Genomic DNA, 18,987 nt, shown 5'->3' on the forward strand with positions numbered 1-18,987 from the left:
ACACCATCAGGCCCGGTCGCGTTCCAGCAAGGGTTTCAAGTAGTACCCTGTGTGAGACTGCTGCATTTCGCTGACCTGCTCCGGCGTGCCCGTCGCAATGATCTGGCCGCCCTTGGAGCCGCCTTCCGGTCCGAGATCCACCAGCCAGTCAGCCGTCTTGATCACATCGAGGTTGTGTTCGATCACCACCACAGTGTTGCCGTGGTCCCTCAGGCGATGCAGCACGTCCAGCAACTGTTGGATGTCTGCAAAGTGCAGGCCTGTAGTCGGCTCATCGAGGATGTACAGGGTCTTGCCGGTATCGCGCTTGGACAGCTCACGGGACAGCTTCACCCGTTGCGCCTCGCCACCAGACAGTGTGGTCGCCGATTGCCCCAGCTTGATGTACGACAGGCCCACATCCATCAATGTCTGGAGTTTGCGCGCCAGAGCCGGGACGGCATCGAAGAACTCTCGCGCTTCCTCGATGGTCATCTCCAGCGTTTCGTGGATGCTCTTGCCCTTGTACTTGATCTCCAGGGTTTCGCGGTTGTAACGCTTGCTCTTGCATACGTCGCACGGCACATAGATGTCCGGCAGGAAGTGCATTTCCACCTTGATCAAGCCGTCGCCCTGGCAAGCTTCACAGCGCCCGCCCTTGACGTTGAACGAGAACCTGCCCGGCCCGTAGCCACGGGAGCGTGACTCCGGGACACCGGCAAACAGTTCACGGATCGGCGTGAACAGCCCCGTGTAGGTCGCCGGATTGGAGCGGGGTGTACGTCCGATCGGGCTTTGGTCGATATCGACCACCTTGTCCAGATGTTCCAGCCCCTTGATGCTGTCGTGCGCGGCCGCTTCCAGGGTGGTTGCGCCGTTCAGGGCCGTCGCGCTGAGGGGGAACAGTGTGTTGTTGATCAGCGTCGATTTGCCCGAGCCCGACACACCGGTCACGCATGTCAGCAAGCCAATCGGGATTTCGAGGTCGACATTGCGCAAGTTGTTGCCGCGTGCGCCCTTGAGGTGAATCGCCAGCTTCTTGTTGCGTGGTGTGCGCTTGGCCGGCACCTGGATCTTGACGCGACCGGACAGATACTTGCCGGTCAATGAGTCGGGATGGGCCATGACCTCGGCCGGCGTGCCTTCGGCCACGATGGCGCCACCGTGTACGCCTGCGCCCGGGCCAATGTCGACGACATAATCGGCCAAGCGAATCGCATCTTCGTCGTGCTCGACCACGATCACCGTATTACCGATATCACGCAGGTGTTTCAGGGTTTCCAGCAGTCGATCGTTATCGCGTTGATGCAAGCCGATGGACGGTTCATCAAGGATGTACAGCACGCCCACCAGGCCGGCACCAATCTGACTGGCCAAGCGAATACGTTGTGCCTCGCCACCCGAGAGTGTGTCGGCGCTGCGGTCGAGCGAGAGATAATCCAGGCCCACATTGACCAGAAACTGCAGGCGCTCGCGAATTTCCTTGAGGATTTTGTCGGCAATTTCCCCACGACGTCCCGTCAGCTTCAGACCGCCGAAATAATCGCTGGCATCGCCAATCGGCAGGCTGGTTACCGCCGGCAACGTCTTCTCGCCCACCCAGACATGGCGCGCTTCGCGACGCAGGCGGGTTCCACGGCAATCCGGGCACGGCTGTGTGCTGAGGAACTTGGCGAGTTCTTCACGCACACTGGCCGATTCGGTCTCGCGGTAGCGACGCTCCAGGTTCGGTACGATGCCTTCGAACGGGTGGGAGCGCTTGACGATGTCACCCCGGTCATTGAGGTACTTGAAGTCGACATTCTGCGAGCCGCTACCGTGCAGAATCACTTTCTGCTGTTCCGCCGGCAGTTCGTTGAACGGCACCTCGAGGCTGAACTTGTAATGCGATGCCAGTGAACCCAGCATTTGGAAGTAGTAGACGTTACGTCGGTCCCAGCCGCGTATCGCGCCTTCTGCCAGCGTCAGGTCACCGTTGACCAGGCGCTTGATATCGAAGAACTGTTTCACCCCGAGGCCATCGCAGGTCGGGCAGGCCCCCGCCGGGTTATTGAAGGAAAACAGCTTGGGTTCCAGCTCGCTGATGGCGTGCCCGCACACCGGGCAGGCAAAGCGCGCCGAGAAGATGATTTCTTCGCCGGGCTCGTCGTCCATCGGAGCGACCAGCGCGATGCCGTCCGCCAGCTTCAGGGCCGTCTCGAACGATTCCGCCAGGCGCTGTTGCAGGTCTGCACGCACCTTGAAACGGTCGACCACTACATCGATCGAGTGCTTCTTCTGTTTATCGAGCTTGGGCGCTTCGTCCAGTTCGTACAGCTTGCCGTTGATGCGTGCACGGACGAAGCCTTGCGCGCGCAGTTCTTCAAAGACCGACAGGTGTTCGCCCTTGCGCTCGCGAATCACCGGAGCCAGCAGCATCAGCTTGGCGCCTTCGGGCTGGGCCAGTACCAGGTCGACCATCTGGCTGACGGTCTGGGCCTCCAGCGGAATATCGTGGTCCGGGCAGCGCGGCGTGCCGACACGGGCGTACAGTAGGCGCAGGTAGTCGTAGATTTCGGTGATGGTGCCCACGGTGGAGCGGGGGTTGTGGGAGGTCGACTTCTGCTCGATGGAGATCGCCGGCGACAGGCCTTCGATGGTGTCGACGTCAGGCTTTTCCATCATCGACAGAAACTGCCGGGCGTACGCCGACAGGGATTCCACGTAGCGGCGCTGACCTTCGGCATACAGCGTGTCGAACGCCAGGGACGATTTGCCCGACCCGGACAAGCCGGTGATGACGATCAGTTTGTCCCGGGGCAGGGTCAGGTCGATGTTCTTCAGGTTGTGGGTTCTAGCCCCACGAATCAGGATCTTGTCCAAGATGGCCTCGCACGGCGGGCGAAAATGATGCCGGAGTATACGTCGAAAGACTGGATGAATATACACTGCCCGAATGCCGCTCGGCGCCTTGCATGAAACCTGCGCGGCAAAGCGCCGCATATACCCTCTCTATCGGTGGGACTGATAGAATCGCCGCCGGTTCACACGAGGTTTTTCCATGCACGATCCCCACAGCGAACGCATGAGTGGCGGCGAGACCCGCGCGGCAAGCGGTCTGGCACTGGTGTTCGCATTCCGTATGCTTGGCATGTTTATGGTGTTGCCGGTACTGGCCACCTATGGAATGGATCTCGCAGGAGCGACCCCCGCACTGATCGGCCTGGCCATTGGCGCCTATGGCCTGACCCAGGCGATTTTCCAGATTCCCTTCGGGATCATTTCCGACCGCATTGGCCGTCGCCCCGTCATTTATCTGGGCTTGATCGTCTTTGCCCTGGGCAGTGTGCTGGCCGCACAGGCCGACTCGATCTGGGGCGTGATCGCCGGACGTATCCTGCAGGGTGCCGGGGCGATTTCCGCCGCCGTCATGGCTTTGCTCTCCGACCTGACCCGCGAACAACATCGCACCAAAGCCATGGCCATGATCGGTATGACCATCGGCCTGTCGTTCGCCGTGGCCATGGTGGTCGGGCCGCTGCTCACCCGTGCCTTCGGCCTGCACGGGCTGTTCCTCGCCACCGGCGGCATGGCGCTGTTCGGCATCGTCATCGTGGCCTTCATGGTGCCGCGCTCCACGGGTACCTTGCAGCACCGCGAATCGGGTGTGGCACGCAAGGCCTTGTTGCCGACACTCAAGCATCCGGACCTGCTACGCCTGGATTTGGGTATCTTCGTATTGCACGCCATGCTCATGTGCAGCTTCGTTGCGCTGCCCCTGGCCTTGGTCGAAAAAGCCGGGCTGCCCAAGGAGCAGCACTGGTGGGTCTACCTGACTGCACTGCTGATTTCGTTCTTCGCCATGATCCCGTTCATCATCTATGGCGAGAAGAAACGCAAAATGAAACGAGTTCTCCTGGGCGCCGTCGGGACATTGATGCTCACTGAGCTATTCTTCTGGCAGTTCGGCGACAGCCTGCGCGCGCTGGTGGTGGGGACGGTGGTGTTCTTCACCGCCTTCAACCTGCTGGAAGCATCGTTGCCGTCGCTGATCAGCAAGGTTTCACCTGCCGGTGGCAAGGGCACGGCGATGGGGGTGTATTCCACCAGCCAGTTCCTCGGTTCTGCACTGGGCGGCATCATGGGCGGCTGGATGTTCCAGCATGGCGGTTTGTCGGTTGTGTTCCTGGGATGCGCCGGGCTGGCTGCACTTTGGTTGGCCTTTGCTGTTACCATGCGCGAACCTCCCTATGTGACGAGCCTGCGCTTGCCGTTATCGCCCGAAGCGATCCGCGAAGCTGGCTTGGTCGAGCGCCTGAAGGCCGTTGTTGGGGTAACAGACGCCGTAGTGGTTGCGGAAGAAGCGGCCATCTACATCAAATTGGACACCGAATTATTGGACCGCGCGACCCTCGAGCAACTGGTCAACCCAGTGCCGGACGCGCGCCCAGCCTAGGAGAACGTTATGGCCCGTGGGGTTAACAAAGTCATTTTGGTCGGTACGTGCGGCCAGGATCCCGAGGTTCGCTACCTGCCGAACGGTAACGCCGTGACCAACCTGAGTCTGGCAACCAGCGAGCAGTGGACCGACAAGCAGACCGGTCAGAAGGTCGAGAAAACCGAGTGGCACCGCGTGTCGATGTTCGGCAAAGTCGCCGAGATCGCCGGTGAGTACCTGCGCAAAGGCTCGCAGGTCTACATCGAAGGCAAGCTGCAAACCCGCGAGTGGGAAAAAGACGGTATCAAGCGCTACACCACCGAAATCATCGTCGACATGCAAGGCACCATGCAGTTGCTGGGTGGCCGTCCACAGGGCGACCAGCAAGGCCAGGGCGGCATGTCCAACTCGGCACCACGTCCACAGCAGTCGCGCCCGGCACCGCAGCAACAATCGCGTCCGGCCCCTCAGCAGCCGGCACCGCAGCCGGCAGCTGACTTTGACAGCTTTGATGACGATATTCCGTTCTAAGGCCCACGCCCCAGAACCCCCGCAGGCCCAGGCCTCGGGGGTTTTTTATTGTCCGGGATCAGGCATCCGTCGCCGCCCTCACCACCATCTCCTTGAACCGGCGCAATACCGCCGAACCTTCCCCAACCCGCGTTGCCAGGTGCAGCGGCGCCACCAGGCTCCGGCATTCGGTCAGTTCCCGGTACACAATGCCGTCCCCGCGCAGCCGTTGCATCGACGCCGGTACGATGGACACGCCAAGCCCCGCCGCCACCAGGCTTAGCGTTGCGGTCATGCGCGGTGCTTCCTGCACCACTTGAGGGCTGAACCCGGCTTCACGGCACGCCACCAGGATCGCGTCATACAACCCCAGCCCGACGCGGCGTCGGTAGAGTACGAAGGATTCGTTCGCCAATGCGGCCAAGGGCAGGGGAGGGCCTGACGTGGTGGCCAGGGGATGGTCGGTGGGCAGCGCCAGCAGCATGGGCTCCACCAGGATAGGTTCGTCCTGCAACGACTGCGTGCCGCTGAGCGGCGAGCGGATAAACGCCGCGTCCAGTTTCTCGTGCACCAGCGCGTCCAGCAGTTCGCCGGTGCCGGCCTCTTCCAGCACCACCGAGACGCCGACAAAGGTTTCGCGAAACCGCCTCAATACGCTGGGCACAAAAGGGTGCAGTGCCGCCGAGCTGGTAAAGCCGATGGCCAGTCGTCCGTGTTCCCCGCGGGCAGCGCGTTGCACCACGTCGACAACCCCTTCGGTGCGCGCCAGGATATCCCGCGCCTCCTCCAGCAAGGCCAGCCCGGCCGGGGTTGGCCGCACGCCACGGGGCAGACGCTCCATCAACGCCACGCCCAGTTCGGCTTCAAGGCTTTGCAGCAGTCGGGTCAGCGGCGGTTGTTGCATCCCCAGGCGCTCGGCGGCGCGGGTGATATAGCCTTCTTCGGCAATGGCGACAAAGGCTCTGAGCTGGCGAAGTTCCAACATGGGAATACTTTTCAGGTATGGGAGGGCTCCAATCCTGGCATTTGTTCTCATGGCTCACAAGATTTAGGCTGTAGATCACCTCAACAAGAAGGAAGCCGTGATGACCTGGTCCGCCAAGCAATACACGCTGTTTGAACAACAGCGCACCCGTCCCGTCCGTGACTTGGTCGCGGCCATTCCTGACAGTGATGTGCGCACAGCGGTCGACCTGGGCTGCGGCCCCGGCAACTCCACCGAAGTCCTGGCCGAGCGTTTCCCCCAGGCGCAGGTCACCGGCATGGACAGCTCCGATGACATGCTGTCCGACGCGCGCAAGCGCCTGCCGGCGCTGAGCTTCGAGTTGGCGGACATCGGCGACTGGCACCCGGCGCAATCCTTCGATGTGATCCTGGCCAACGCTTCGCTGCAATGGCTGCCGAATCACGCCACACTCTACCCGCACCTGGTCAACCAGTTGGCGCTTGGCGGCACGCTGGCGGTGCAGACCCCGGACAACCTCGACGAGCCCGCGCACCGGCTGGCGCGCGAAGTCGCCGCCGACGGCCCATGGGCTGCGAGGATCGGGGCGGTCAAACACAATGAGCGCCACTCCGCGAGCTACTACTACGAGCTGCTGAGCCCGCATTGCAGCACCGTCGATGTATGGCGCACCACCTACCTGCACCCGCTGGCGGATCACGCAGCGGTGGTGGAGTGGTTCAAGGCATCGGCCCTGCGGCCATTTTTGGCACCGTTGACCGACGCTGAAAAAGCCGCCTTCCTGCAGGACTACAAGGCGCGGATCACCCAGGCCTATCCGGCCCTGGCTGATGGCACCGTGCTGCTGCCCTTCCCGCGCCTGTTCATCATCGCGACCCGCTGAGGTCGCGCACGCAAGGGGCGGTCAGGCCGCCGCCGCTTGCACCTTCAGGTACTCATCCGCTGACACCACGCTCGCATAGCCGAACGCCAGCGACGTCATATAAGCCCCGTGCACCTGCTCAGCCGGGATCACTTGCCCGTTGAACTCCAGGGCCCGCGTGGCACAGGCGTCGTGAATCACCGTCACTTTGTAGCCCAGGTCCGCCGCCGCCCGCGCCACGCCGTCGATGCACATGTGGCTCATGCTGCCGACCACTACCACCTCGGTAATGCTGCGCTGTTCCAGCAGGGTGCGCAGGTTCGTGTCACGGAACGCATTGATGAAGTGTTTCACCACCACTGGCTCATTGCCTTCGTTCAGCACTTTGGGATGCAAGTGCGCGCCTTCCGAGCCCGGAACGAAGAAGGGCGCGTCTTGCGACGTCGACTCATGACGCACGTGAATCACCGCGTTGCCGGCCTGACGAAACGCCTTCAGCACCTGGGCGGCCTTGTCCGCAGCGGCTTCCACGCCGGCGAGCGGCCACTTGCCCTGGGGGAAGTAGTCGTTCTGGATATCGATTAGGATGAGCGCTTGCTTGGCCATGTGTGTTGCCTCGTGATGGGTTGATGGGCTCAGTATCTTAGCTGGCGCCAGTAGCGAGAATTGGCTGCACCGACAATAACAGGGGGAAAACTGACAATGCTCGTTGTTGAAGTGGGCGTGCTGATCTACCGGGGCGCGCAACTGGCCGCTGTGCATGGCCTGACCGATTTATTCGGCGTGGCCAACCGCATTGCCGCCGAGCATCCGAGCGCACAGCGGCCCTTGCTGCGGGTCAGCCATTGGTTGGTGGATGACCAAGGCACGCCGGCGCGAACCTTCGACAGCCATCCCGGGCCCGACCAACCGATGATGGCCGTGTTGGTGCCCCCGGCCATTGGCGAGTTCACCGACGACCAGGCACCGCCCGCGCTGTTGGCGTGGCTGCGTCAGCAACATGCGGCGGGCACGGTGTTGGGCGGCGTGTGCATCGGCTCGATCATGCTGGCGCGCAGCGGCTTGCTCGACGGGCGCAGCGCCACCACCCATTGGTCGTCGGCACAGTCCTTTGCTGCTCGTTATCCGCAGGTGCGCCTGGAGGCGGATAAACCCATCGTCGATGACGGCGACCTGATCACCACCGCCGGCCTGATGGCCTGGTCAGAGCTGGGCCTGCGCCTGGTGGATCGTCTGATGGGGCCGAGCATCGCGGCCGAAACGGCGCGCTTTCTGGTGATCGAACACAGCGCCAGCATGAGCCAGTGCGGCAGCAATTTCGCGCCGATTCTCGGCCATGGCGACGCTGCAATCCTCAAGGTCCAGCACGGGTTGCAGGCCCGTGGCGCGGTGGATGTCTCCATCGCGGCAATGGCGCAGGAAGCGGGGTTGGAAGAGCGCACCTTCCTGCGGCGCTTTCGCAATGCCACCGGCCTTAAACCCACCGAATACTGCCAGCACCTGCGCGTGGGCAAGGCCCGGCAGATGCTCGAATTCACCAACGACACCCTCGATCACATCGCCTGGACCGTGGGTTACCAGGACCCCAGCACGTTTCGCGCCCTCTTCAAGAAAATCACCGGCATGACCCCCAGCGATTACCGCAGCCGTTTCGGGGTGTGAATCGTGCAGAACGCCACCGTGTTCAAGCGGTGTCGTGCAGAATCAAACAGGCCAACTGCCATCGCTTGGTTCGCAACTGTCTGATTTCACAGCCCCACGCAGCAAACCTGGCCTGGCCTGATCCCTGCAACCGTCCTGCTACACACAAGGCCGGCTGGCCAAGGGGGACGCATGACCCCGACTCAACGCAACAAACTCGTCGTTGCGCACTCCACCCGAGAGGGTGCGCCCCTGCATGAAGTCGAAACCAACCGTGCCCTGGCACGTTGGCTGGCGCAAATTCTCGGGCTGCGCTTTGGCGGCAGCTACGATCCGGCGCTGCATTCAGGCCGTGAGCTGTACCTGGTACCGACGCAAACCCTGGTCGGTGCCGCCCAGGCCCACGCGCTGAACATCAAGGGCCCTGAAGACCTGTGGGGCGGTTATGTCGAACACGACTTCATCGGCACCAAAGCCATCAGCCATGGGCTGCTGGGCCCAACCGCGAAAGCGCCCGAAGGCTGGTCGTCCTTGTTTTGCGAGCGTGTACGAAACGTCGTACTGGATGGCTTCAGCGTGTTTGCCCTGGAAGATGCCCGGCCAGCGGCCACGCGCCTGTTGCACAGTGGTCCATTGCGGGTGAAACCGGTGCATGCCTGTGCCGGGCGCGGCCAGGAAGTTATCCACAGCCTCGATGCGTTCGACGCGCTGCTGGCGCGTCCCGACATGGCGCACTCATTTGCACAAGGCGTGGTATTGGAGCAGGACCTGCACAATGTGATCACCCACAGTGTCGGCCAGAGTTTTATCGGCGATCACGTGATCAGCTACTGCGGTGAGCAATACCTCACGCAGGACGGGCAGGGTGAAGACGTTTACGGCGGTTCCACTCTGTTGGTGGTCCCGGGCTATTACGAGGACTTGCTCGAGCTCGACCTGGCGGATGACGTTCGCCAGGCCATCGAACAGGCCCAAGACTTCGATACCGCTGCCGATGAAGCCTACCCTGGCTTCTACGCCTCCCGACGCAACTACGACATCGCTCAAGGCCTGGACAACGCAGGTCAGCGACGCAGCGGCGTGCTCGAACAATCCTGGCGCATGGGCGGGGCCAGCAGCGCGGAAGTCGCGGCGTTGCAGAGCTTTGTCGACGATCCGGACCTGCGCGCCATCCGCGTGTCTTCGGTGGAGACCTATGTGGACCAGGCATTGCCGGCGGATGCCGTCGAGGTGTACCGAGGGCCGGCGCAAAACAGCGACTTTCTTCTCAAGTACGTGACGGTTGAACCTTATGACGGCTAGAAGCGAAAGCATCACGATCGACATCGACGACGAACAGATGAGCGGCACCTTTCTGAGCCCCAAGTCCAAAGTGCCAGGCGTGTTGTTTGTGCACGGCTGGGGCGGTAGCCAGGAGCGCGACCTTGAACGTGCCAAAGGCATCGCGGGCCTGGGCTGCGTGTGCCTGACGTTCGACCTGCGCGGCCATACCGGCAGCGGCATTCCACTGTCCCGGGTGACCCGTGAAGACAACCTGCGCGACCTGTTGGCGGCCTATGATCGCCTGCTCTCGCACCCGGCCATCGACACCTCGGCTGTGGCGGTGGTGGGGACCAGTTATGGCGGCTATCTCGCGGCAATTCTGACTTCATTGCGTCAGGTACGCTGGCTGGCGCTGCGGGTCCCGGCGTTGTACCGCGACCAGGAGTGGCTCAAGCCCAAGCGGGACCTGGACAAGGCCGACTTGCTGGATTACCGCAGTACCCAGGTCCACGCCGAAACCAATCGCGCCCTGCATGCCTGCGCGCAATTTACCGGGGATGTGCTGATCGTCGAGTCGGAAACCGATGACCACGTGCCCCACGCCACCATCATGAGTTACCGCGCGGCGTGTCAGCAGACCCATTCCCTGACGCATCGCATCATCGACGGGGCGGACCATTCGTTGAGTGACCCGGTGTCTCAACAGGCCTACACCTCGATCCTGGTGGACTGGATTACCGAGATGGTGGTGGGCGAGCGGTTGAGCATCATCCAGTCCCGGTGACTGGGTGCTTTTCATCTCAACTGTGGGAGCGGGCTTGCCCGCGATATCGGTTCAGGCCGGCGACTTCTTCACGCGCAACGCCTTCGCCTTGGCCTCTACGCCGAGGTACATCGCCAGCGCGATCAGCAGGGGCAGAATAAAGTAGATCGCCCGGTACGCGATCAACCCGGCCAGCAAACTGCCCCTCGACGCTTCATGCTGCAACAGGGCAATGAACACGGCTTCCAGCACACCCAGCCCCGCCGGAATATGGGTGAGCACGCCGGCGATCGCGCTGATCAGCAACACCCCCAGCACCAGCGGATAATCCAGCTTGGCCGGTAGCAGGGTAAAGATCACCGCCGCCATCAGCGACCAGTTCAGCGCGCCGAGCATCAGCTGCACGCAGGCCATGCGCGGTGATGGCAGGTTGATTTCCATGCCGCGAATCGTCCACGCGCGCTTCTTCGAGAACTGGCAGGCCACCAGATAACCCAGGCTGACCAGTACCAACACCACGCCGATACATTGCAATGCCGTGCTGCTGACTTTCCACCCCGGCGGCATGCTGACCAGCCCACTGCTGAACACCACCCCGGCGATGGCCATGTAGCCAAACCAGTTGGTGGCCAGGCTCAGGCCGAGGATCTTGGCGATATTGCTGGTGCTCACCCCGAGCCGCGAGTACAGCCGGTAACGCATGGCGATGCCGCCGACCCAGGCGCTCAGGTTGAGGTTGAAGGCATAGCTGATGATGCCCACCGGCAAAATCTGCTTCCATATCAGGTTCTGGCGGATATAGGTGCGGCCGATCAAGTCGAAGCTGGCGTACACCAGAAAACTGCACAGCGTCAGTGCGCCCGCGATCACCAGCGTGCGCACCTTGAAGTCGCCGAGGGTCTGCACCACTTCGCTCCAATCGATACGGCGGGCGAGCAGGGTGAACAGTACGATCAGCAGCAGGAAGAAGGCGATGGTCAGCGGTTTCTTCCAGCGCTTGAACCTGGATTCAGAGGTCATTGGCCGGGCTCTCAATAGGTTTCAAACGGGGCTTGTGTGCTGGCAGCCAACCCGTCAACGCCGGGAAATGGCGCATCACATGAAACACCAGGAAACCCACGGTCAATCGCCACAACCACAGGCGCGGCTTGCGGTTCTCCGGCATCGTCTGGCAGTGCTGATGGGCGAGGGTTTCCAGGCGTTCGTAGAGCTGTTGGTTGAACGCGCGGTCGCGCACCAGCACGTTGGCTTCCAGGTTCAACGACAGGCTCAGAGGGTCCAGGTTGCTCGAGCCCACGGTGCTCCAGTCGTCATCCACCAACGCAACCTTGCCGTGCAGCGGGCGCTGGCAATACTCATGAATCACCACGCCATCCTTGAGCAGGTAGTCATAGAGCATGCGTGCGGCCAACTTGGCCATAAGCACATCGGGCTGGCCTTGCATGATCAACTGCACGTGCACGCCACGGCGCGCGGCGTTGCGGATTTCCCGCAGCAGACGGTAGCCCGGGAAGAAGTAGGCGTTGGCGATCACCACCCGTGTGCGGGCCTTGCTCAAAGCCTGGATATACGCTTCTTCGATGTCGTCACGGTGCTGGACGTTGTCGCGGTAAATCAGCCGCACCAGACCGTCGCCCCGTTCGGTGGGCCACGGCGCCGGGCGTTGCTCGCGCCGCCGCCAACCGCGTCGCGTGCGCACCTGGCGGCCACTCTGGGCGAGGGTGAAATGATGCAGGTCGGCCACCGCCGGGCCTGTCACCTGGACGGCGTAATCCTGTTTGGCTTCGGGGCCGAAATCCCCCAGATGGTCAGCCGAAAAGTTGATCCCGCCGATAAACCCCACGCTGGCGTCCACCACCACGATCTTGCGGTGCAGGCGGCGAAACCAGTTGGTGCGAAAGCCCAGGGTCTTGGCGGCAGGGTCGAACATCTGCACCGTCACGCCAGCCTCCACCAGTTCCCCCAGAAACGTCGGGCTCAGTTCGCCGCACCCGAAACCATCCAGATTGAGCAGCACCTTCACACCGCGCTGCGCCGCTTCGATCAGAATGCCTTGCAGTTCATGGCCGACCTTGTCTTCGAAGAGGATAAAGGTCTCCAGCAGAATCTCCCGTTGCGCCGCGCGCAGGGCATCGAACACCCTGGGAAAGTAAGCCTCGCCGTTTTCCAGCAGCTCGATCTGGTTGCCGCTCTGCCAACCATAATCGAGGTCGCGAGCCTTGGCGGCGTCCGGCGGCTGATCGGTGGAAATATGTTCGACCGCGACGTTCATAGCTCCACCTCCACCGACAGCGGCACATGATCGGACAGGTGGGACCAGGGCCGCGTGGTCAGCACCCGAGGGTTGTGCACTTTAAGGTTGCGCACATAAATGCGGTCCAGCGCCAGCAGTGGCAAGCGCGCGGGAAAGGTGCGCGCCGGTTTGCCCTGGGTCTGGATGAACACTTCCTCGAGGCCGCTCCGGGTCAGGTCGGCACGCTGGCGCCAGTCGTTGAAATCGCCGGCGACCACCAGGGGGGCGTCCGCCGGAATCTCGCCAATTCGCCGCTCCAGCAGGCGCAATTGCTGCTGGCGATGCACCTCGCGCAGGCCAAGGTGGATGCAGATCGCATGCACCTCTTGCCCGCTGCCGGGCAGGCGCAACACGCAGTGCAGCAGCCCGCGGCTTTCATGGCCGCTCTGGGAAATATCGAGGTTGTCGTAACGCACGATCTGGAATTTCGACAGCAGCGCATTGCCGTGATCGCCATGGGGGTAGACCGCGTTGCGCCCGTAGGCGAACTGCGGCCAGATGCTGTCGGCAAGGAACTCGTACTGCGGCATGTTCGGCCAATCGCTGTAGCGCTGGGGGTGGCGCTCGTGGGTACCGTGGATTTCCTGCAGGAACACCATGTCCGCGCCCACACTGCTCACCGCTTCGCGTAGCTCGGGCAGGATGAAGCGTCGATTCAGGGCGGTGAAGCCCTTGTGGATATTGACCGTCAGCACCTTGAAGCGCGTGATGGCGGCGCTGGGGGTCATCGGTACCCAGTCGGGAATTGCAGCCATGGTTGCTCCTGGAAAGATCGGGGGATTGGCCCGCGTTTATGGCTGACTGCAATTTTTGGTTGAAAGTTTCTACGGGCCTACAGGCGGCACACTGCCACTCACCCACCAACGGCGGACGCGGAGCGTCCAGAGCGGCATTCCTTACGCAGAGCGTGGGAACGATCGGAGTGAAAGCCCGTCAGTTCCTTACAGACCTTTCTGTCAGGAGCCCGTGTTTTGCTGAATTCAAAGGCTGCATTACTGCTCGGTGTGCTGTTGTTCTGCGGCAGCGGCGCCCTTCACGCGGCGGCCGTAGCGCCACCCTCCGAGGCGCCGGCCAAGCCGGAATTGCTGGTGGAGGGCGGACTGCTCGGGGCCATCAGTTCCAGCATCGATGATGTGCAGGACAAGCTCGACCTCAACCAGAACCTCGTGGATGCCTGGCGCCTGCGTGCCGACCGCGCCGCCGATGAAGTGGGGCGCCTGGTCGACCAGACCGCCGAGCGTTCGCCCTGGAGCGTGGCCGGGGATTTCCTGTTGCTGTCCGGGGTGTGGATCGGCGCGTTCGGCGTACTGACGCTGTTCGCACGCTTTATCGTGCAGCGTTTGAGCCGGCGCGCGTTTGTCGGGCAGCGCGAACGTCTGCAAGCGGTGCTTGGGTACGTAGTCCCCTATACGATTCCTGCGCTGATCTGCCTGCCCTTGACCCTGTATGTCAGCCACTTTCTCCAGACATCGGTAGGGCGGGCGCTGGCGCTGTGTTTTGCCTATGCCACCAGCAGCGGCATCTTCTCCACCTCGATGCTGCTGTGCGTGATCGTGATGTTCAACGTCGGACACAAGCGTCCCGCCGTACAGATTATTCGCGGTTACTGCCCCAAACCGCTGTTCCTCATCGGCTTTCTCGCGGCCCTCAGCGACGCCTTGACCAGTCCGCAGATCGCCCGCCAGTTGGGCGGCAATATCACCAGCAGCATCGCAGTGTTCACCGGCCTGTTTGCGGCGGTGATCTTTGGCGTGCTGGTGGTGCGCCTGCGTCGGCCTGTCGCCCATCTGATTCGCAACCGGCCACTGACCCAGCGCCTCAAGCACCCGGCGTTGCAGCAATCTTTGCGGGTGTTTTCCGGGCTCTGGTACTGGCCGATTCTGTTGATGGTGCTGGTCTCGGCGATCAACCTGATCGGCGCCGGCGACGATAACCAGAAGGCGCTGCGTTGTGCGCTGTTCACCACCATCCTGCTGATCGGCACGGTGTTCCTCAGCACCGTGCTGCAACACCTGTTCAAGTCCCGCAGCCAGGTGGCGATCCAGCGCAGCAGCGCTTACAAGGAACGTTTTCTCAGTTTGTTGCACGCGATCCTGCGCATTGCCATGGCCATCGCGTTCATCGAAATCCTCGGGCGCATCTGGGGTGTTTCCCTGTTCGAATTTGCCCAGCGCAATTCGGTCGGGCGGGCGATCAGCGACTCCCTCAGCAGCATCGGCCTGATCCTGCTGATGACCTGGCTGTTCTGGGTGGTGCTCGACACTGCGATCCAGGAAGCGCTCAAGCCGCCGGTGAACAAACGCTCCAGCCGCCAGCCCAGCACGCGGGTGAAAACCATCCTGCCGCTGCTGCGCAACGCGGTGAAAATCATCCTGGTGGTGATCTGCGCGATCACCACCATGGCCAACCTGGGCATCAACGTCGCGCCGCTGCTGGCGGGTGCCGGGGTGGTGGGACTGGCCATCGGTTTCGGCTCGCAACAGTTGGTGCAGGATGTGATCACGGGCTTGTTCATCATCATCGAAGACACCCTGTCCATCGGCGACTGGGTGGTGCTTGATTCCGGCCATGCGGGTACCGTCGAAGGCCTGACCATTCGTACTCTGCGCCTGCGCGATGGCAAAGGGTTCGTGCATTCGGTGCCGTTCGGCCAGATCAAGGCCGTCACCAACCAGTCACGTCAATTCGCCTACGCATTCTTTTCGGTGCAGTTCACCTACGACACCGACGTGGACAAGGCGGTGGAGCTGATTCGCGAGGCTGGCCAGTCGATCCGCGACGACGTGTTTCTCAAGTACAACCTGCAAGGCCCGCTGGAAGTGTTTGGCGTCGATAAGATGGACCTCAACGGCGTAGTGCTGACGGCGCAGTTCCGCACGGTGTCGGGCGGGCAATACGCGGTGAGCCGGGCGTTCAACCAGCGCCTGAAAAAGCTTGTGGATAACTGTGCCGAGGTGCACTTCGCGCAAACTTATCCACAGCAGGTTTTGCTGCCAAAGCGTGCGCAGCACGTGGATGAGCCGGATGAAGAGGTGCCGGCGCCGGTGGTACTGACCGAGCAGCCGCGTACTCAATGACGCCTGGGTGGCCAGGCCGACGCCTTCGCGAGCAAGCCCTCACTATCACCTCTGTCATTGCGCCGGCTACAACAAGTTGCAACCACACACTTTATCCGTGACGGTTGCGCGACAAACCCGCAAAATGCAACGATTCTGGCAAATACCACGGCAGTGCACCTACGCCTGCCGACAATAGCCATCGTTCCAAACAGACCGGGCCTGCTCAATCTATGCGAATGCGCCTTATGTTACTGGGCGGCGGGAATGCCCTCGGGCAGGCGCTGATTCGCCTCGGTGCAGAGGAAGACATCGGTTTCCTCGCCCCCAAACCGCCCCAAGACGGCTGGGATGCCGCAAGCCTCACCCAATTGCTCGACGACACCCGTCCCGATGCGTTGATCAACCTCGCCTACTATTTCGACTGGTTCCAGGCAGAGGCGGTCAACGAAACCCGCTTGGCCGGGCAAGAGTTCGCCATCGAGCGTCTGGCCGAACTGTGCCAGCACCACAACATCATCCTGCTGCAACCGTCCAGCTACCGTGTGTTCGATGGCGCCCGCGCCACCGCCTACAGCGAAAAGGACGAGCCTGTGCCCCTGGGCCTGCGTGGCCAGGCGTTGTGGCGCATCGAACAGAGCGTACGTGCCACGTGCCCGCAACACGTGCTGCTGCGGTTTGGCTGGTTGCTGGATGACAGCGTCGACGGCACCCTCGGGCGTTTCCTGGCCCGGGCCGAACGTCCCGACGAATTGCTGATGGCCGATGATCGACGCGGCAATCCGACGCCGGTGGACGACGCCGCGCGGGTGATCATTTCGGTGCTCAAGCAACTCGACTGCGCCGCGCCGTTGTGGGGCACCTATCACTACGCCGGCCATGAAGCGACCACGCCGCTGGCGCTGGGCCAGGCGATCCTCAGCGAAGCCCGCAGTTACCACCCGCTCGCCATCGAGTCGCCTACCGCCCAGGCCCATGCGGCCCGCCCGGATGCCAGTGATGAGCCGCAGCATGCGGTGCTCGCCTGCAAGAAAATCCTGCATACCTTCGGCATCAAGCCGCGGGCCTGGCGGGCCGGTTTGCCGGCGTTGCTCGACCGGTTCTATCGACACGGTTGAATAAACAGGGCGCCTGCAACAGGCGCCTTTTTTATGCCTGGCACAACATTTTAATTAATATCGAGTACTTGCCTATTCCTGCCATGAGCCACTAACGGTCCTTTTACCGACAAGTACTTCGCTGGTATTCCACCACGACATGCCAACGCCTCTTAAATGTCATTTGCACTTAACGTCTGCGCTCAATAGATTTTCGGCCTACATAAACCTGTTTATTGGCGGACACTGCAATGGCACTTACAAATACTCATCTGTCATCATCGACTGCTGTACGCACAACACCCTCACCTGCTGTATTGACTCAGCGAGTTGCCGGCGGTGAAACGGGCCCCGAGATTTTAATTGCCACTATGCACGGTAAAGAAGTGGTGTTGGGTCCGGTATTAGCCGCCCTGGGTTTTCAAGTATTGCTGCCCATCGGTTATGACACCGATGCCCTCGGTACTTTTTCCGGTGATATTCGCCGGCCCGGTACCGCCTTTGATGCCGCCCTTGAAAAAGCCCGTCGTGCCTGCGACGCCACCGGTGTCGCTCGGGCAGTCTCCAGCGAAGGCACCTACCGGCCTTCGCAAACCTTGTTCCCGGGTGCCCGGAATGCGGAACTGCTGGCCTTTGTCGACCGTGAAAGCGGCTTTGAATGCGTGGAATACGTGACCGATACACCCACTCGTTTTGACAAGGGCCGCGTACCGCCAGACGTTGCAGCGCCTGAGGTCCGCCGCCTGTTGTCATTGATCGGCTGGCCGCAGACCAAGGTGCTGGTGGTGCCCAACGATCCGGGTGAGAGCGTGGTCATGCCGGAGTGGGTATTCAAGGGCATCGGTGACGAGCAAGCCTTGGCCGAAGCCTTCGAAACCTGCGCCCGGCACACCGCCGATGGCTGGGTTCACCTGGAGACCGACCTGCGCGCCCACATGAACCCGTCGCGCATGACCTCCATCGCCCAGGTCGGCGAGCGCCTGAGCGCGCGCCTGGCGAAAGAGGGATATCGGTTCGCGGTGGCCTAGCCTTACACCGCGGGTGCAAAAGTGTGCAGATTCGTCACCAGCTGACAGGGTAGGGCGCTCGGCCGCGTTGGGCGCTCGGCAACCGAGCTGAGCATCCACTGCACCAGCAAGTCCACGGCTTCGTTGTCGCGCGAGGCCTGGCAGATATAGAACGCGCGCGGGCTTTTCAGGCGTGTTCCCAGCGGGGCGACCAGCGAGCCTTCGTCCAGCAAATGATTGACCAGAGGCGAGCTGCCCAACGCCACGCCGTGTCCCATGCTGGCGGCGTGAATCATCTGGTCGAAGTGGCTGAAGCGCAGCCCGACGTCGCCCACCGGCACGGCGGGTTTGGAGGCCGCCAGCCAGTGGGGCCACTGCAACCAGGGCCAGGCGTTCTGCGGGTCGCTCAAGTGCAGCAGGGTGTGGTGCTGCAAGTCTTCGATGCAACGGATCGCCCGACCGCTGCGACGCAGCAACTGGGGGCTGCACACCGGAAATATCTCTTCGCTCGACAGGCAGACATCGGTTTGCGGGTTGACCTGATCGGGGGTGCAGTAACGAATGGCGAGGTCGACGAGGCCTTGCTTGAGGTCCACCACCCGGTTATCGGCCTCCAGGTGAATGGCGATTTCCGGGTGCAGGTCCCGAAAGCGTGCCAGGCGCGGCACCAGCCACAAGGAGGCGAACGAGGTGGTGGTGGAGATCTTGAGGCTCAGGTGAGCGGGTTCCCGGCGCAGGTTGTCCACGGTCTTGGACAGGCGCGCAAGGGTGTCACTGACCACCTCGAACAGCTCACGGCCCGTGTCCGTCAGTTCCAGCGAACGGTGCCTGCGCTCGAACAGCGCGCTGCCGACAAACTCTTCGAGTTTCTTGACCTGTCGGCTGATGGCCGACTGAGTCACGAAAACCTCATTGCCAGCCTTGGAAAAACTCAGTTGCCGTGCGGCAGCCTCGAATCCAATCAACAAGTCCAACGGTGGTAGCGGTCTAGACATCTGACGTCATCCCTTCACAGCTCAAGTTGGTTGTTGAGTCCAATAGCGTTTTCTGCCGGCGCGCAAGTTCCGCCGACAGACCGTGCCTGGTCAGAAGTGCAACTAAAGTGGATCCAATAATAGTGTTTTAAGTCGTTTTA

16 protein-coding genes are annotated in these 18,987 nt (G+C 62.0%); 9 read left to right on the top strand and 7 right to left on the bottom strand.

What is annotated here, in order from left to right; translation table 11 throughout:
* Nucleotides 1–6 precede the first annotated feature (6 nt).
* Entirely contained in the window at nucleotides 7–2,841 is a 2,835-nt protein-coding gene (gene uvrA, locus ACW9IN_RS19660) for an excinuclease ABC subunit UvrA (RefSeq protein ID WP_457367428.1), read from the bottom strand.
* Between the two features lie 178 nt (nucleotides 2,842–3,019).
* On the opposite strand from uvrA, the gene ACW9IN_RS19665 reads away from it, so the two are divergent.
* Nucleotides 3,020–4,414, top strand: a complete 1,395-nt coding sequence (locus ACW9IN_RS19665; RefSeq protein WP_457367429.1) for an MFS transporter — start codon at nucleotides 3,020–3,022, stop codon at nucleotides 4,412–4,414.
* Between the two features lie 9 nt (nucleotides 4,415–4,423).
* Nucleotides 4,424–4,927: a single-stranded DNA-binding protein gene (locus ACW9IN_RS19670; RefSeq protein WP_457367430.1), complete on the top strand. Its 504-nt coding sequence runs from the start codon at nucleotides 4,424–4,426 to the stop codon at nucleotides 4,925–4,927.
* Nucleotides 4,928–4,985: 58 nt separating this feature from the next.
* Here the strand turns inward: ACW9IN_RS19670 and ACW9IN_RS19675 are convergent, their stop codons facing one another.
* Nucleotides 4,986–5,891 (bottom strand): LysR family transcriptional regulator, encoded by a 906-nt coding sequence (locus tag ACW9IN_RS19675; RefSeq protein ID WP_457367431.1) that lies wholly within the window; start codon nucleotides 5,889–5,891, stop codon nucleotides 4,986–4,988.
* 100 nt (nucleotides 5,892–5,991) lie between these two features.
* Here ACW9IN_RS19675 and tam point away from each other — a divergent pair, with 100 nt between their 5' ends.
* Nucleotides 5,992–6,753 (top strand): trans-aconitate 2-methyltransferase, encoded by a 762-nt coding sequence (gene tam / locus ACW9IN_RS19680; RefSeq protein ID WP_457367432.1) that lies wholly within the window; start codon nucleotides 5,992–5,994, stop codon nucleotides 6,751–6,753.
* Nucleotides 6,754–6,774: 21 nt separating this feature from the next.
* On the opposite strand, the gene ACW9IN_RS19685 is transcribed toward tam, so the two are convergent.
* The gene (locus tag ACW9IN_RS19685; RefSeq protein ID WP_457367433.1) at nucleotides 6,775–7,338 is read right to left on the bottom strand and encodes a cysteine hydrolase family protein; all 564 of its coding nucleotides are present in this window, start codon (nucleotides 7,336–7,338) and stop codon (nucleotides 6,775–6,777) included.
* Nucleotides 7,339–7,434: 96 nt separating this feature from the next.
* Here ACW9IN_RS19685 and ACW9IN_RS19690 point away from each other — a divergent pair, with 96 nt between their 5' ends.
* The 3 genes from ACW9IN_RS19690 to ACW9IN_RS19700 all read left to right on the top strand — a co-directional run bounded on the left by ACW9IN_RS19690 (nucleotide 7,435) and on the right by ACW9IN_RS19700 (nucleotide 10,420).
* Nucleotides 7,435–8,394 carry a GlxA family transcriptional regulator gene (locus ACW9IN_RS19690; RefSeq protein ID WP_457367434.1) on the top strand — a complete coding sequence of 320 codons (960 nt, stop codon included), beginning with the start codon at nucleotides 7,435–7,437 and terminating at the stop codon, nucleotides 8,392–8,394.
* 171 nt (nucleotides 8,395–8,565) lie between these two features.
* Entirely contained in the window at nucleotides 8,566–9,675 is a 1,110-nt protein-coding gene (locus ACW9IN_RS19695; protein ID WP_457367435.1) for a DUF3182 family protein, read from the top strand.
* Nucleotides 9,665–10,420 carry an alpha/beta hydrolase family protein gene (locus ACW9IN_RS19700; protein WP_457367436.1) on the top strand — a complete coding sequence of 252 codons (756 nt, stop codon included), beginning with the start codon at nucleotides 9,665–9,667 and terminating at the stop codon, nucleotides 10,418–10,420. The genes ACW9IN_RS19695 and ACW9IN_RS19700 overlap by 11 nt, the downstream gene beginning before the upstream one ends.
* Nucleotides 10,421–10,471: 51 nt before the next feature.
* Here ACW9IN_RS19700 and ACW9IN_RS19705 read toward each other — a convergent pair whose 3' ends face one another.
* From ACW9IN_RS19705 to ACW9IN_RS19715, 3 genes are read right to left on the bottom strand one after another with little or no spacing between them, the layout of a single operon-like run.
* Nucleotides 10,472–11,419, bottom strand: coding sequence for a lysylphosphatidylglycerol synthase domain-containing protein (locus ACW9IN_RS19705; protein WP_457367437.1), 948 nt, complete (start codon nucleotides 11,417–11,419; stop codon nucleotides 10,472–10,474).
* Nucleotides 11,409–12,671 (bottom strand): cardiolipin synthase ClsB, encoded by a 1,263-nt coding sequence (gene clsB / locus ACW9IN_RS19710; protein ID WP_457367438.1) that lies wholly within the window; start codon nucleotides 12,669–12,671, stop codon nucleotides 11,409–11,411. Before clsB ends, ACW9IN_RS19705 begins: the two co-directional genes overlap by 11 nt.
* A complete protein-coding gene (locus tag ACW9IN_RS19715; RefSeq protein WP_457367439.1) occupies nucleotides 12,668–13,447 on the bottom strand; it encodes an endonuclease/exonuclease/phosphatase family protein in 780 nt (259 codons plus the stop codon). Before ACW9IN_RS19715 ends, clsB begins: the two co-directional genes overlap by 4 nt.
* A 216-nt stretch (nucleotides 13,448–13,663) precedes the next feature.
* Between ACW9IN_RS19715 and ACW9IN_RS19720 the strand changes: the two genes are divergently transcribed.
* The 3 genes from ACW9IN_RS19720 (at nucleotide 13,664) to ACW9IN_RS19730 (ending at nucleotide 17,873) form a co-directional block, all read left to right on the top strand.
* Nucleotides 13,664–15,769, top strand: coding sequence for a mechanosensitive ion channel family protein (locus ACW9IN_RS19720; protein WP_457367440.1), 2,106 nt, complete (start codon nucleotides 13,664–13,666; stop codon nucleotides 15,767–15,769).
* A 212-nt stretch (nucleotides 15,770–15,981) separates the two neighbouring features.
* On the top strand, nucleotides 15,982–16,866 hold the full coding sequence (locus ACW9IN_RS19725) for a sugar nucleotide-binding protein (RefSeq protein ID WP_457367441.1): 885 nt from the start codon (nucleotides 15,982–15,984) through the stop codon (nucleotides 16,864–16,866).
* 371 nt (nucleotides 16,867–17,237) lie between these two features.
* A complete protein-coding gene (locus tag ACW9IN_RS19730) occupies nucleotides 17,238–17,873 on the top strand; it encodes a DUF6671 family protein (protein WP_457367442.1) in 636 nt (211 codons plus the stop codon).
* Nucleotides 17,874–17,875: 2 nt separating this feature from the next.
* Here the strand turns inward: ACW9IN_RS19730 and ACW9IN_RS19735 are convergent, their stop codons facing one another.
* The gene (locus ACW9IN_RS19735; protein ID WP_457367443.1) at nucleotides 17,876–18,847 is read right to left on the bottom strand and encodes a LysR substrate-binding domain-containing protein; all 972 of its coding nucleotides are present in this window, start codon (nucleotides 18,845–18,847) and stop codon (nucleotides 17,876–17,878) included.
* Nucleotides 18,848–18,987 lie beyond the last annotated feature (140 nt).

It is taken from the genome of Pseudomonas sp. SDO5271_S396 (genome assembly GCF_054071795.1).